Raw genomic sequence first — 13,575 nt, 5'->3', positions numbered from 1 at the left:
CTGAGGCCGCGTCGAGAAAAGTCGGCGCGGCTTCTCGCGAAGCGATTGACAAAGAAGTTTTGTACGTACAAACTGATTTTGCCATGAGAGACGTCCTGTACCTGGAGCAGATCGAGCAGGCCGAAGTCCTGCTCAAGCCGCATCGCGTCGAGGTGCTGCGGCAACTGGCCGAGCCGCGCACCTGCACCGAGGTCGCGGCCCGACTCGACCAGACGCCACAGCGCGTCTACTACCACGTCAAGCAGCTCGTCGCGGCTGGCCTCGTCGAGCTGGTCAAGGAACGCAAGGTCCGCGGCATCACCGAAGGCATCTACCAGGCCGCCGCCCGTTCCTACTGGCTCTCCCCGCGACTCGTCGGCCGGATCGGCCTGCGCCGGGCCCGCGACGAACTGAGCCTGGGCTACCTGCTCGACCTGATGGAGGAGGTCCAGGCCGACATCGCCGGCCTGGACCGGGCGGCACCAGAGCTGCCCTCGATCGGGGTCTCCGGCGAGATCCGGGTGCCGGCCGAGCAGCGTCAGCAGTTCCTGCACGACCTGCAAACCGCGCTTCAAGACCTGTTCACCCGCTACGGCGGCAGCGAAGGAGATGCCTTCAAGCTGGCCGTCGCCTGCTATCCGAAAGGGAACGACAATGAGTGAGCCGATGAAGGTCAAGGCCCGTCTCTCCGCGCCCGTCGGGCGCGTCCGCCAGGCCCTGACCGACCCGGCCGAGCTGCGTCTCTGGCTGGCCGAGCACGCCGAGGTCGAGCTGCCCCGGCGGTACGAGTTCTGGGGTCGCTACACGCCCGAAGGCGACGCCCCGCACCAGCGGCTCCTGCACGCCGACGACGACACGCTGCGCTTCAGCTGGCTGCTCGACGGCGTGGAGACCACCACCGAGTTCCAGTTGACCGCCGAGGGCACCGACAGCACGGTGCTCACGCTGATCCAGAGTCACTTCGACTTCGCCGAGGCGATGAGCGGCTCCACCATCCGGGGCGTGCTCCAGACGTACTGGGCGCTGTCCATCGCCAACCTGGCCGCCCACCTGGAGGGCAGGCCACTGCTGCCCCGCACCGACTTCACCTCCGCCGACCTGCGGGGTGAGCTGGTCATCGCCGCCCCCGTCGACAAGGTGTGGGAGTCGCTGACCGACTCCGAGCAGGCCAGCGCCTGGTTCGGCTACCCGATCGGCATCGAGCCCTGGGTCGGCGGCCGGTACGCCATGGGCGGCTTCGAGACCGGTTACGCGGCCAAGGTCGTCGACCTGGAGCCCGGCCGCCGGATGTCCGTCGACTGGGGTCCGACCGGCGTGACGAGCTGGGAGCTGGCCGAGTCCGGTGGCCGGACCACGCTGACCTTCGTGCAGAGCGGCTTCGACGAGGCCAACCCGCCGTACGGGGCCTGGAGCGGGTCGGTTGCCGGGCTGTTCGAGCTGCGTCGCTTCCACGAGATGCCGAACTGGCAGCCGATCTGGCTCTCCGAGGAGATCCCCGGCCTGGAGCCCGCGCCGGCAGGCTGACAGCCGCACTGTGGTCGTGTCACCGTGATCGTCATGCGTTGATCGCCCGCCTTGATCGTGCTCGATCAGGGATGTAGTGGCCTCGTTCGCCCCGGAAGCCACTACATCCAGGATCGAGCACGATCTTGTACGTCCGTCGCCCGGCTTTCCCTGATCCGCTGCCGGGATCTGGTGACTTTTCGCGGTTGGGTGGGTACTGCCTGGCGATGTTCTTCATCTTTGGTCTGCGTACCAAGGTCGACCGGTCCGGTGTCGTGCAGCAGGTCTGCCGCCACTGCGGCAACCAGGCCGCGCAGGTGATCACCCGCCGCTCGACGAAATTCACCCTCTTCTTCATTCCCCTCATCCCGATCCGCACCCGGTACGCGCAGCAGTGCACGTTCTGCGGGGCGGAGTACGAGGTTGCCAGGTCCGACGCCGAGCGCCTTCCGGTCGGCTGATCCGACGATGGAACGCTTCCTCTGCTGGCTGATCGGTCGACAGACGTCCTCGGTCGACGTGGCTGTGCACACCGTTGCCCGCCCGCCCTGCACCCCCGGTCGGCGTAGACGCCGCCGCGCACGCCGTCCGTTGGCCGGCACCGCCCTGCCCCGTTCACCCTGGAACCGATCTGCGGGCCGCTGACCGGAGGCCGGAGCCGCAGCGGGGTGAACGTTCGGCTCTGGCGGCGTTTCTGGGCGCTGGTTAGGCTTTCGGGGTTTGCCGTGGACCGGCGCCGCCGAGGGTGCACGCACGACGAAAGAGCCGGAGCGACCGTGTCCCGACAGGACGGACAGCAGGCTGCGGGGACGCTGAACCCCGCCGGTGCTTTCGTCGCGGCTGCTGTCATCCTGCTGGAGGCGGGCTGGCTGGTCGCCGCGTTGCCCGGTGCCGCGCTGGCCAGCGACATCGGCGCGATGCTCGTCGCCGGTTGGGCGACGTTCGCGTGCGTCGGGGTGGCCCGTCGGCATCCTGCGCCGCTGCGCCGGTTCTGGACGCTGCTCGCTCTCACCATGGGGCTGGCCGCGATCGGTCGGGCGATCTGGACGGCGCAGCGGCTCGTCGGCGGTGACCTGCCGCACACGCCGGTGGTCGGGGTGGTCTTCACCGCCGGCATCCTCACCGGCACTGCCGCGCTGCTCAGCTCGCCGTCGGCACCGAGGACCGCGGTGGGGCGGGCCCGTACGTTGCTGGACGGGGTGATCGTCGCCCTGGCCCTGGTGCCGATCGGTTGGGTGCTGGTCTTCCGTGGGGTCGCCGCCGCCGAGCTGGCCGACCCGGCGCGCACGCTGGGGCTGCTGTACCCGATGTTCGACCTGATGCAGCTCACCATCCTGGTCGCGGTGTCCGGGCCGGCCCGGCCGATGTGGCGGCCGATGACGATCCTCGCGGCGAGCCTCACCCTGCGGGTCGTCGCCGACGTCGTCTACGTGTCGCTGGTCGCCCGCGCCGACTACACCGCCGGTCACCCGATCGACCTGTGCTGGCCGTTGAGCTACCTGCTGATCGGCCTGGCCACCCGCAACCCGCCGCCACCGGACTGTGACGGCACCGACGACACCGCCGAGTCGCCGCTGCCGCCCTGGTGGCGGGTGGCGCTGCCGTACCTGCCGGTGGGTGGGGCGATCGTCGCGGTGGTGCTCGCCCGTCGGCCCACCGGGCAGACCCCGCAGCTGGTGTTCGTGACCATGATGGTGTTGCTGGCCGCCCTCGCCGTCCGGCAGGGGCTGGCGGCCAACGAGAACCTGCGGTTGGTGGCCCGGCTGCGCCGGCTCGCGTACGGCGACCAGCTCACCGGGCTGCCCAACCGGCTGTTGTTCAACCGGCGGCTGCGCCTGGCCCTGCGCGACGGGCGACCGGTGGCGGTGCTGCTGCTCGACCTGGACGGGTTCAAGCAGGTCAACGACCGGTTCGGGCATGCCACCGGTGACACCCTGCTGACCGGGCTGGCGGCCCGGATGCACACTGCCGTCGACGGTGACGGCACCATCGCCCGGCTCGGCGGTGACGAGTTCGCCGTGCTGGTCGACGGCGACCGGCCGGTGTCACCCGAACGGCTCGCCGAGCGGCTGCTGGACGCGCTGCGACCCTCCGACGACGAGGAGGGCGTCGGGGTGCACCCGTCGGCGAGCATCGGTATCGCCGAGTACGGCCCGCAGCACGCCTCCCACACCGACCTGCTGCGCGACGCCGACATAGCCATGTACGCGGCCAAGGCGGCCGGGAAGTCCGCGTACCGCACGTGCACGGCGGCGTTGCGCGAGTCGGCCGTCTCCCGCGCCGAGTTGATCGCCGACCTGCGCCGGGCTGTCGACGAGGACCAGCTGCACCTGGAGTTCCAACCCATCGTCGATCTGACCACCGGCGCGGTGCGCAGCGCCGAGGCGTTGGTGCGCTGGCGGCACCCCCGGCTGGGGATGTTGCCACCGGCGAGGTTCCTGCCGCTGGCCGAGGAGACCGGGCTGATCCTGCCGATCGACCGCTGGGTGATCCACGAGGCGTGCCGGGCAGCCGCGACCTGGCGGGGCCGGGTACCGGAGGCGACCGTCGCGGTGAACATCGCCGCCGCGCACCTGCGTCGGCCGGACCTGATCGCCACGGTCACCGCGGCGACCAGCGCCGTCGGGCTGGCACCACGGGCGTTGACCCTGGAGTTGACCGAGTCGGCGCTGATCGACGGCACCGAGGCGGTGCTGGAGCGGCTGCATCAACTCCGGGAGTTGGGTATCCGGATCGCCATCGACGACTTCGGCACCGGCTACTCGTCGCTGAGCTACCTGCACCGCATCCCGGCCACCGAGCTGAAGATCGACAGGTCGTTCGTGGCCCGACTGGGCACCGACGACCGGGCGTACGCGACAGTGGAGATGGTCACCCGCCTGGCCGGCGCGTTCGACCTGGCGGTGGTCGCCGAGGGGGTGGAGACCGAGCGTCAGCACGAGGCGGTCACCGCGATCGGCTGCCCACGCGGCCAGGGCTATCTGTACGGCCGGCCGGACGCCCCCGCGATGGTGGGCCAGAATCGGAGTTGACTCTCACGTAGCGGCAGGCAGGAGCCTGGTTCCCGGAAGGGAGGGGGACCATGGCGTACACGGTGGGTCAGGTGGCGAAGGTGGCCGGCGTGACGGTGCGGACGCTGCACCACTACGACGAGATCGGGTTGCTCTCGCCCAGCGGGCGCACCTCGGCGGGTTACCGCCGCTACGACGACACGGACCTGCAACGGCTGCAACTCGTCCTGTACTACCGGGAGCTTGGTTTCCCGCTTGAGGAGATCACCGCGATCATCGACGACCCGGCGGCCGATCCGGCCGCGCACCTGCGCCGGCAGCACGAACTGCTGACGGTACGGCTCAAGCGGTTGCAGGAGATGGTCACGGCGATCGAGTTCGCGATGGAGGCGAGCAGGATGAACATCCAACTCACGCCGGAGGAGCGGTTCGAGGTCTTCGGTGACGTCGATCCGGAGGAGCACCAGGCCGAGGCGGAGCAGCGCTGGGGTGACACCGACGCGTACCGGGAGTCGAACCGTCGGGCATCCCGCCACAGCAAGGACGACTGGCTGCGGATCAAGGCGGAGAACGAGGACTGGGGCCGGCGGATCGTCGCGCTGATGGCCTCGGGCGCCCCGGCGGACAGCCCGGAGGTGATGGACCTGGCCGAGGAGCACCGGCAGATCATCAGCCGCTGGTTCTACGAGTGCTCCTACGAGATGCAGACCGGGTTGGCCGACATGTACCTGGCCGACGAGCGGTTCACGGCGTACTACGAGAACATCGCCGTGGGGCTGGCCACGTATCTGCACGAGGCGATCCACGCCAACGCGATCAGCCGGGCGTGACGGGGTGCGGTCCGGCTAGTCTGGCCGGACCGCACCGCCCGGGGGAGATGACAGTGCCGAAACCGAAGCTGATCGCCGCTGTCGCCGTGCTCGTGGTGGCGGTCGGGGCCGGGGCGTGGGCGCTGGTCGCCTCCGGCGACGACGACCCGGGCCCGGGTCGTCCGGCGGCGTCGGCGAGCGCCGACCCGGTCGGTGTGTTGAAGGCCGCCGCCGCGAAGGCCGACGAGCAGCCGTACAGGCTGACGGTCGGCACCGGCGGCACGGACGGGGATGCGACTGTGCTGCTCTGGGACCCGAAGGCGAAGCGTGGTCTGGAGACCACCTCGCTGAAGGTGCCCACGGGCGTGGTGAAGATCGAGCGGTTGACCACCGGGCCGGACGTGTACGTGCGGGTCACCGCCCCGGACCGCCGCGTCCCGGTCTGGGACGGCAAGACCTGGTGGCACGTCGGTAAAGCGGGTGCCCCGGCGGCCAAGCAGGGCCTGGACAACACCCGGCTGGCCAGCACTTTGGGCGCGCCGGCGGGGGGTCCGGCTGACCGCCGAGCGGGAGTACGCGGGCACGCTGGACCTGCGCCAGAGCGGCGCGGTGCTGGGCAGCGGCGTCGGCAACGTACTGGGTGACCGGGCCGGGACGGTCCCGTTCACCGCCGCCGTGGACGAGCAGGGTCGGCTGGTCCGCTACCGCATCGAGTTGGCCAGCGAGCAGTCGCAGACCGCCCAGCTCGACCTGACGTACTCGGATTTCGGGCTGTCGGTGTCGGCGGACCCGCCGGCGGCCGACCTGGTGGGCGAGGATCCACCGGCGAACATCCCCGGCGCCTGAGGTCGGCTCACTCCTCGACCGCCCCGTCGATGGGGGTGACCAGGAAGTCGTAGACGGTGCGGGCCATCCGCCGGACCGTCTCGTCGCCGGTGGCCATGGGGCCGGCGGTGAGGAACGCGACGGCGGTCTCGGTGCCGGGGATCAGGTAGTAGCCGACGTCGTGTGAGGCGTCCGGCAGGTCACCGGTCTTGTGGGCCACCGGCACGCCGGGCGGCAACGCCGCCGGGATCTTCGTGTTCAGGGTCTGCTCCCGCATGAAGCCGATCATCAGGTCGCGGGAGGCGGGGGTGAGGATCTCGCCGTCCCAGACCGCGCCGAGCAGTGACACCACGTCGTCCGGGCTGGTGTAGTTCTCCTCGCCGCGTTGCGCCGCCGCGCTGTCGAGCATCCGCCGGGCCAGGATGGTGGACCGCTGGTTCATCGAGTCGATCAGCGCGTTGACCGGGGCGAACCCACCCAGGTAGGTGATCAGCACGTTCGCGGCCACGTTGTCGCTGTACTTGATCAGGTACTGGGCGAGCCGGTGCACTGTGACCACCTGCGGGAACGTCTCGAACTGCAGTTGGCCGGTGCCGCCGACCACGTCCTCCGGGGTGACCAGCACACCATCGTCGAGGAATACCTGTCCACAGTCGACCCGACGTAGCAGCTCGACGAGGATCCACAGCTTGATGACGCTCGCCGCCTTGGGGCGCAGCGAGCCGTTGACGGCGATCTGCTGGTCGCCGTAACGGCCGGACAGGTCGCGCACCGTGACCCCGGCCGGGTTGAGGCTCGCGTCGGCGACGACCCGGGCGAGCTGGCCGCTGAGCGGGAACAGCCGGTCCCCGGCGACCGGGTCGGTGGGTGGCTGCGGGCTGGTCACCACCACCCCGGTCAGCGTCGTCGGCGGGCGGTGCCGCTGGATCACCTCCAGCGTGCCTTCGCTTCGCCCGACCAGCGGCACCCGGTAGCGGTAGGCGGTGCCTCCGACGACGACAGCGCCGCTGGCCACCCCGGCGGCGACCCGCATACCCGGGTCGGCGACCCGACCGGTGTCGCCGTCGCAGGCGCGGTAGCGCACCGTGTGCCCGAGCGAGTCCACAGCGAACACCCCGCCGGGAAACGACAGCCAGGACACCTCACTGGTCGGGGGGCGCCCCGGCGTCGGGTCCACCCCGGGTTCGTGGCTCTGACCGTCACCGGACTCCACCCCGTACCCCGGCTCGGTCGTCTGCGCCGGGTCCGCGACGGGCGCGCGGCCCGGGCCGTCCGCGGTGGCCGGCCCGGTCGTCGCGAGCACCGCGAGCGCGACCGCCGCCGTCAACACCTTCAGGGGTACGCGGGCAGAGTTCCCCAGCAGGGAAGATGAGCGCTTCTTGTCGCTTTTTCTCACGTTTGCACGATATGAAGCGCCGGGGGCGGGTGGGACCGGCGGGACCGGCGTCACCCGTCCGGGCGGCAATGTCCCCCTCCGCGGTGGCCCGCAGGTATAACTGTGACCCACAGGTAATCACCGCTTTGCTCTGCACCCGCCGATGCGCCGGTTACGGACCGTGCCTGGCGCACGGGCGGGTGCAGAGCAAAGGTCAGCCACTCAGCCACTCACCCCGGAGGACCCGTGCTGATCATCGCCGGCAGCCTGACTGTCGAACCGGCCACCCGCGAGGCGTACCTGTCCGACTGCGAACAGGTCATCGCGCGGGCGCGCGCCACCGCCGGCTGCCTCGACTTCCTGCTGGCGGCCGACCCGTTGGAGCCCGGCCGGATCCACGTCTACGAGCGCTGGGAGTCACCAGAGCAGTTGGCCGCGTTCCGGGGCTCCGGGCCGGACGACGCGCAGGAGGTCGCCATCCTCGACGCCGACGTGCGGCGCTACCTGATCGCCGGGGTCGAGGCGCCCTGACCCGGCACCCGGTCACGCCGACGGTTCGGGGCTGGTGGGCAGGCCGGGTGCCATCCGGCGGATCGAGGTGAAGGTCGGCGTGAGGGCCTCGTACAGCTCGGCGAAGAGCGGCAGCAGCGCCGCGTAGGTGGCCGCGGCGGCCGGGTCGGGGCGGACCGTCTCCTCGATCCGCACCAGGTCGGCGGCGAGGTCGATGCTGGGGATCAGCCCGAGCGCCTCCATGCCGAGCAGCGCCGCTCCGAAGCTCGACCCCTCGTGCGCGGCCGGGAAGCTCACCGGCAGGCCGAGGGCGTCGGCCAGCATCTGCCGCCACAGGCCGCTGCGGGCGAAGCCGCCACCGGCCCGGACCTCCCGGACCTCGTTGCCGGCCGCGCGTACCGAGCTGAGCACCAGCGCGAGCTGTTGGCAGACGCCCTCCAACGCGGCCCGCACCAGGTGCTCGCGGCGGTGGGCGTGGGTCAGCCCCACGTACGCTCCGCGCGGCAGGGCGCTCCAGTGTGGTGCCCGTTCGCTGTGCAGGTACGGCAACATGATGAGCCCGCCCGAGCCGACCGGCGCGCGGGCCGCCAGGGCGACCAGGTCCTCCTCGGAGTGCTCGCCCAGGTCCGGGGCGAGCGCCGCGCCGGCCCACTTGAGCACGATGCCGCCGTTGTTGATCGCGCCACCGACCGCCCAGCGGTGCTCGGTCAGCGCGTAGCAGAACACCCCGCCGAGCGGGTCCACGCCGGGCCGCTCGACCATCACCCGCATCGCGCCGCTGGTGCCGATCGAACAGGCCACCATGCCCGGGTGCACGGCTCCCAGACCCAGGTTCGCCAGTGGCCCGTCGCCAGCGCCGACCACCACCGGGGTGCGCTGCGGCAGACCGGTCTCGGCCGCGGCCTGCGGGGTGAGGTTCGGCAGCACGGCGGTGGTGGCGACGAGCTGCGGGAGCTGTTCCTGGGTGATGCCGGCGATGGTCAGCGCCTCGTGATCCCACTTCAGCTCGTGGATGTCGAGCAGGCCGGTGGCCGAGGCGATCGAGTGGTCGGTGACCAGCGCGCCGCAGAGCCGCAGCAGCACCCACTCCTTGATGCCCACCCAGTGCGCCACCCGTTCAAAGAGTTTCGGCTCCTGCTCGGCGAACCAGAGCAGCTTGGGCAGCGGCGACATCGGATGCATCGGCGTGCCGGTGCGCCGGTGCAGGGCCAACCCCGACGGCACCGCCCGCAACCGCTCGGCCTGCCGGGTGGACCGCGAGTCGGCCCAGGTCACCGACGGGGTGAGCGGATTGCCGTCCCGGTCCAACCCGATCAGGCTGTGCATCGCGGAGCCGAACGACAGCCCGGCCACCGGCTGGACCAGCTCCGCCACGACCATGCTGATCGACTTGAGCACCGCGTCGAGGATGAGTTGTGGGTCCTGCTCGGCGTAGCCGGGTTGCGGGTTGTTCAGCGGGTAGCCGACCAGGTGACTGCCGAGCTGCCGCCCGTCGGTGTCGTACGCGACGGCCTTCGTGCTGGTGGTGCCGATGTCGACCCCGATCACGACCCCGAGCAGCGTGACTGCCGGCACGACCGTCACCCCCTCGGAGAACATGAACGTCGGCATCAGTATCCCCCTATCGTGCTGGTTGCTCCGCCGATCGGGTAGTTCGCCCGTTTCGGCGTTTCCAGGTGCCGCGCCGCACCTGTTAAACCGTGTGACACCCCAGATTGGTGGCCTGCGCGGCGAAGGAGTCGGCGTGGCAAAGACTGATTCGACGGGTTCCACATGGCGGTACCAGTGGGCGCACCGGCAGAACGTGCGGCGGGTCAGCACGTACCGCGGCGCTGAGACGGCGTGGCGGCGACGCGACGACGAGTTACGGCGGCTACGCGCCCTGGCCGCCGACTTCCAGGGCTCGGCAGCCGCCGGCGCCGGGCTGGCGTTGGAGTTGGCCGCCGACGAGGTGGTGCTCTGGGTGCTACCCGCGGCGCAACTGGTCGAGGTACGGCACACCGCTGTCCTGCCCGCGCCCGACCTCACCGTCGCCCCGGGAACCGGGCCACTGCGCCCGCGCCGCCCGGACGGCGTACGCGTCACCGACGCCGGCATGGCCGTGATCACCAGCCGTCGACTCGTGCTGCTCGGCGGGCGGGGCCGGCGCGACTGGGCGTACGGCCGGATAACCGGCCTGTCCCACGACCCGGCGGCCCCGGTCACCCTGATCCAGGTGCTGGACCGGCGTCGCATCTCCGGGTTGTTGCTGCCCACCGACGCCGCGCCGGACTTCCGGTTCAAGCTCACCCTGGCCTTCGCCGACGCGATCGAACAGCGCGCCGCGGTGATCGCCCAACTCGACGAGCTGATCGCCGAGCACGCCCAGCTCAAGCCGTTCCGGCCGGCCGCGGCCACTCCCGGGCAGGCCCGACTGTCGTCGTTCGTGCCCGGGGGCCGCAGAAGCATCGCGGTGGCGGCGGCCATCGCGCTGCTGGTGCCGGCGGCACTCATCGAGTCGAACCCGTCCGACCCGAGAGGTGGCGCGGAGGTCGCCGCCGCAGCCACCCCGGCGCCCACCGTCAGCGCCGCACCCGCGCGGATCGGCCCGGCGCTCGCCCTGAAATCCCCGCCGCCGAAGCCGACAAAGTCACCACGCCCGTCGCCCAGCGCGACCCAGGGCCCCCGCTGCGGGGCACCGGAGAACCCGCTGGGGTACGACTTCTGTGGCGGCACGCGGATCCGCAAGCCGGCCGCCGAGGTGTGCGACTGGTTCGACTGCGTACCGCAGTTCTGGGCCGGACGCGGCTACCTCGTGCAGTGCCGCGACGGTTCGGTGAGCCTGGCCGGCGGCCGGTCCAACGCCTGCGCCGGGCACCAGGGCGTGCGGCGGACCATCACGAAGTGACCGATTCGGGGCCTGAAGTCCGCTTTGCTCGGCCAGAATGATCGAGTGGAGATCCGGTCTGACGATGGCGCTCGGGTGCGGGTACGCCCGGTGGGCTACCAGCCCGGCATCGACCCGCCCGACGACCTGGACGGGGCCACGCCCGGCTGGCACGACTGGCTGCTCATCGAGGTGGACGCCCGCACCGCCGACGGCCAGACCTGGTCACACCACTACCCGAGCCTCATGGTCGAGGAGGCCCGCGCGCTCGGCGGCTGGCTGCACGGGCAGGCCACCGCCGCCCTCGCGCTGAGCGCGCCACCGGCGACGGTCCGCTTCACCGAACCCAACCTGGCCCTGCGCAGCCGGGTGCTGCGCCGCCGCCGGCTGGAGCTGACAGTGGAGTTCTCCGCCGAGTCACTGCCACCGTGGATGCGCCGCCCGTCCAGCGCCATCTACCCGCTGATCCTCACCGTCTCCGCTGACGCCCTGGCCACCGCCGCCGAACACTGGGTCGAGCACTGCGAGGCGTACCCACCGCGTACCCAGTCGCGGTTCCCGACCCACGGCCCGCACCCGTACCGCCGCCGCGCCGGCTGACCGCCGTCAGCGCTTCGGTCCGAGCGACGCCTTGGCGGCGTCGATGGCGTCGGACAGCTCCTCGGTGTACGTGAAGCCGTCCTCGACGATGGCCATGTCGACCCCGCACTCGCGCTGCCGCGCTCGCAGCAGCGTCTCCTCCAGCGGGGCCACCGGGAAGGCCAGCGGGTCGAGGTCGGGAGCGGAGTCCAGGTCGCGGACCAGGAGCCACTTGCTCTGTTCGTCGTAGACGACCACCCCGGCGGCGATTCCCCTGGTCCACTGATCGAAGAGGGTGGCCAGGCTGGTGGCGGCGCGAACCGAGTCCCAGGCGTCGGGTGATATCTCGTAGCGCCAGATCTCACCCTCGTGGTCGCCGGCCAGCACGAACGTATAGAGAACGACATCGAAGAAGAACAGGGGCAGTTGGTGCCGCCAGGGGAACGGCGTGCCGATCGACAACCCCAGGTACTGGAGCGCGTCACCGTCCTCCGGCCATGGCATCCGCCACCCCACGTCGGGCAGCACCTGCCGGTCGGGCCAGCGCTGCGCGTGCAACCAGGTCAACTGCTCCGCGATGCGATCCACTCCGAAAATCCGCATGACCTGCGCCGGTGGCTGCCCGGCGGGCGACTCGCCGTAGTCCGGCCAGTCGAGGCCGGCAGCCGTCGCCGCCAGGCGATAGTCGCGTACCGCCGCCCGCAGCACGCGCATGTCATCGAGCACCAGGAAGCTCCTCCGCTGTTAGGGATCACGCGCAGGCTAGCCCGGCAACGGGGGCTTCGGTGCCCGTCAATTCTCTCCTTTCGGGCGCAACGGGATGCATCGATCCCGGTCGCGTTGCCTGTCACGTACGTGAGCGGTTGTACCGCGTGTGACCGTGACCTCTGTGGCCTGTGCCCCCTGGCGAATCGCCTGGGCGGAGCGCGAGAACGAGCGCCGGCAGCGCGCGTACCGCGACGCCACCGACGCCTGGCGGCACCGCGGCGACCACCTGGCGCGGCTCCGCATCGAAGCCGCCAGCTTCCTCGGGTGTACGCAGCCCCGCACCGGCCTACCGGTGGAGCTCGACGACGACGAACTCGTCTTCCGCGTCCTTCCCGTCGCCACGCTGGTCGAGGCGGAGGCGCGGCACGTCCCCGGCCTACCCAGGCCGGGCGGCTCCTGTTCCTTCGCTGAGCCTTCTTCGGAGAACCTGCCGCCGGGCCTGCGGGTCGTCGACAGCGGCATGGCCGTGGTGACCAGTCGACGCGTCGCCTTCGGCGGACGGGAGCACCGGCGCGAGTGGCGGTACGCCGACATGGTCGGCCCCGCCCACCACGCCGACGTGCCGCTCACCCTGCTGCCGGACCGCTGTCGACTTGACGGACTGCTGGTCCCGGCCAGTGCCGCGCTGAACTTCCGCCTCTATCTCACCCTCGCGGCTGCCGACGATCGCGCTGCCGTCATCGCGCAGATGGACGCGCTGCTGGCCGCACACCGGGCCGCTCCGCCCGCGCCTCCCCTGCTGGTGGACCCCGACGACGCGCCGCTGACGGCGGTACGCCCCGACCGCCGGGCGCTCGGCGCTGCCGCCGTCGCCGCCGTGGTGATCGTGACTCTCGGGCCGGGCGCTCTGGGGCCCAACGCTCTGGGGCCTGGCGCATGGGGTCCTCGCGGGCCGGTGCCCTTGGCGGAGATCGTCGCCTTGGACGTGCCGAGGGCTGGGGCGGTTCTTGTTCCGACCGGTCCGGTAGCACCCAGGTCGCGGGTCGGCTCGGCCGACAGCGCCGTGTGGAACCCGCCGTCCGTCCCGGTTGTCCGGCCGTCTGCCCCGGCAGATGTCTCCACAGTGCCGTCACCGGTGGTGGCGGTGGCTCTGCCGCCGGCCGCTACGCCGTCCGTCGCGCCGACCCCGTCGGCCAGCCCGGTGCCGACGCCGGTCCCTACGACGGCCCCGCCTGCTTCGGCTCCTCCGACGTCGCCCGTCGCGTCGGCCTCGCCGGTGCCGACTGCGACCGCAACGCCTACTCCTACGCTCTCGCCGGATCCGGGATTGCTGGCTATCTGCCTGGACCCTGTTCAGCTGCCGGTGCTGGACCCGCTGCTCTGCCCGTCTCCGACGCCCTGATCGGCGCC

General features: G+C 71.5%; 14 protein-coding genes. 11 read left to right on the top strand and 3 right to left on the bottom strand.

The window, feature by feature from the left end; genetic code table 11:
• Window positions 1-83: 83 nt before the first annotated feature.
• From ACGF3C_RS18875 to ACGF3C_RS18845, 7 genes are all read left to right on the top strand, one after another.
• The gene (locus ACGF3C_RS18875; RefSeq protein ID WP_393223466.1) at window positions 84-641 is read left to right on the top strand and encodes an ArsR/SmtB family transcription factor; all 558 of its coding nucleotides are present in this window, start codon (window positions 84-86) and stop codon (window positions 639-641) included.
• Entirely contained in the window at window positions 634-1,503 is an 870-nt protein-coding gene (locus ACGF3C_RS18870; protein WP_357228561.1) for an SRPBCC family protein, read from the top strand. Before ACGF3C_RS18875 ends, ACGF3C_RS18870 begins: the two co-directional genes overlap by 8 nt.
• 206 nt (window positions 1,504-1,709) lie before the next feature.
• On the top strand, window positions 1,710-1,943 hold the full coding sequence (locus ACGF3C_RS18865; RefSeq protein WP_357228558.1) for a zinc-ribbon domain-containing protein: 234 nt from the start codon (window positions 1,710-1,712) through the stop codon (window positions 1,941-1,943).
• 315 nt (window positions 1,944-2,258) lie between these two features.
• Window positions 2,259-4,514 (top strand): bifunctional diguanylate cyclase/phosphodiesterase, encoded by a 2,256-nt coding sequence (locus ACGF3C_RS18860; protein ID WP_357228555.1) that lies wholly within the window; start codon window positions 2,259-2,261, stop codon window positions 4,512-4,514.
• A 50-nt stretch (window positions 4,515-4,564) separates the two neighbouring features.
• Window positions 4,565-5,323: a MerR family transcriptional regulator gene (locus ACGF3C_RS18855; protein WP_393223462.1), complete on the top strand. Its 759-nt coding sequence runs from the start codon at window positions 4,565-4,567 to the stop codon at window positions 5,321-5,323.
• 53 nt (window positions 5,324-5,376) lie between these two features.
• On the top strand, window positions 5,377-5,946 hold the full coding sequence (locus tag ACGF3C_RS18850; protein WP_393223459.1) for a hypothetical protein: 570 nt from the start codon (window positions 5,377-5,379) through the stop codon (window positions 5,944-5,946).
• Window positions 5,912-6,148, top strand: a complete 237-nt coding sequence (locus ACGF3C_RS18845) for a hypothetical protein (protein ID WP_393223456.1) — start codon at window positions 5,912-5,914, stop codon at window positions 6,146-6,148. The genes ACGF3C_RS18850 and ACGF3C_RS18845 overlap by 35 nt, the downstream gene beginning before the upstream one ends.
• 7 nt (window positions 6,149-6,155) lie before the next feature.
• On the opposite strand, the gene ACGF3C_RS18840 is transcribed toward ACGF3C_RS18845, so the two are convergent.
• On the bottom strand, window positions 6,156-7,523 hold the full coding sequence (locus ACGF3C_RS18840) for a serine hydrolase (protein WP_393223453.1): 1,368 nt from the start codon (window positions 7,521-7,523) through the stop codon (window positions 6,156-6,158).
• A gap of 225 nt (window positions 7,524-7,748) precedes the next feature.
• On the opposite strand from ACGF3C_RS18840, the gene ACGF3C_RS18835 reads away from it, so the two are divergent.
• The gene (locus tag ACGF3C_RS18835; RefSeq protein WP_355005518.1) at window positions 7,749-8,033 is read left to right on the top strand and encodes an antibiotic biosynthesis monooxygenase; all 285 of its coding nucleotides are present in this window, start codon (window positions 7,749-7,751) and stop codon (window positions 8,031-8,033) included.
• 12 nt (window positions 8,034-8,045) lie between these two features.
• On the opposite strand, the gene ACGF3C_RS18830 is transcribed toward ACGF3C_RS18835, so the two are convergent.
• Window positions 8,046-9,623 carry a gluconokinase gene (locus ACGF3C_RS18830; protein ID WP_393223449.1) on the bottom strand — a complete coding sequence of 526 codons (1,578 nt, stop codon included), beginning with the start codon at window positions 9,621-9,623 and terminating at the stop codon, window positions 8,046-8,048.
• A gap of 133 nt (window positions 9,624-9,756) precedes the next feature.
• Here ACGF3C_RS18830 and ACGF3C_RS18825 point away from each other — a divergent pair, with 133 nt between their 5' ends.
• Window positions 9,757-10,899 (top strand): hypothetical protein, encoded by a 1,143-nt coding sequence (locus tag ACGF3C_RS18825; protein WP_357234749.1) that lies wholly within the window; start codon window positions 9,757-9,759, stop codon window positions 10,897-10,899.
• Between the two features lie 45 nt (window positions 10,900-10,944).
• Window positions 10,945-11,478: a hypothetical protein gene (locus ACGF3C_RS18820; protein WP_357234747.1), complete on the top strand. Its 534-nt coding sequence runs from the start codon at window positions 10,945-10,947 to the stop codon at window positions 11,476-11,478.
• A gap of 6 nt (window positions 11,479-11,484) precedes the next feature.
• On the opposite strand, the gene ACGF3C_RS18815 is transcribed toward ACGF3C_RS18820, so the two are convergent.
• The gene (locus ACGF3C_RS18815) at window positions 11,485-12,183 is read right to left on the bottom strand and encodes a hypothetical protein (protein WP_393223444.1); all 699 of its coding nucleotides are present in this window, start codon (window positions 12,181-12,183) and stop codon (window positions 11,485-11,487) included.
• A 148-nt stretch (window positions 12,184-12,331) separates the two neighbouring features.
• Here ACGF3C_RS18815 and ACGF3C_RS18810 point away from each other — a divergent pair, with 148 nt between their 5' ends.
• Complete coding sequence (locus ACGF3C_RS18810; protein ID WP_393223441.1) at window positions 12,332-13,567, top strand: hypothetical protein; 1,236 nt, start codon at window positions 12,332-12,334, stop codon at window positions 13,565-13,567.
• Window positions 13,568-13,575: the final 8 nt, after the last annotated feature.

This window comes from Micromonospora sp. NPDC047762 (genome assembly GCF_043204655.1).
Taxonomy (GTDB): Bacteria; Actinomycetota; Actinomycetes; order Mycobacteriales; family Micromonosporaceae; genus Micromonospora.
This window is presented reverse-complemented; position numbering and strand designations above follow the sequence as displayed.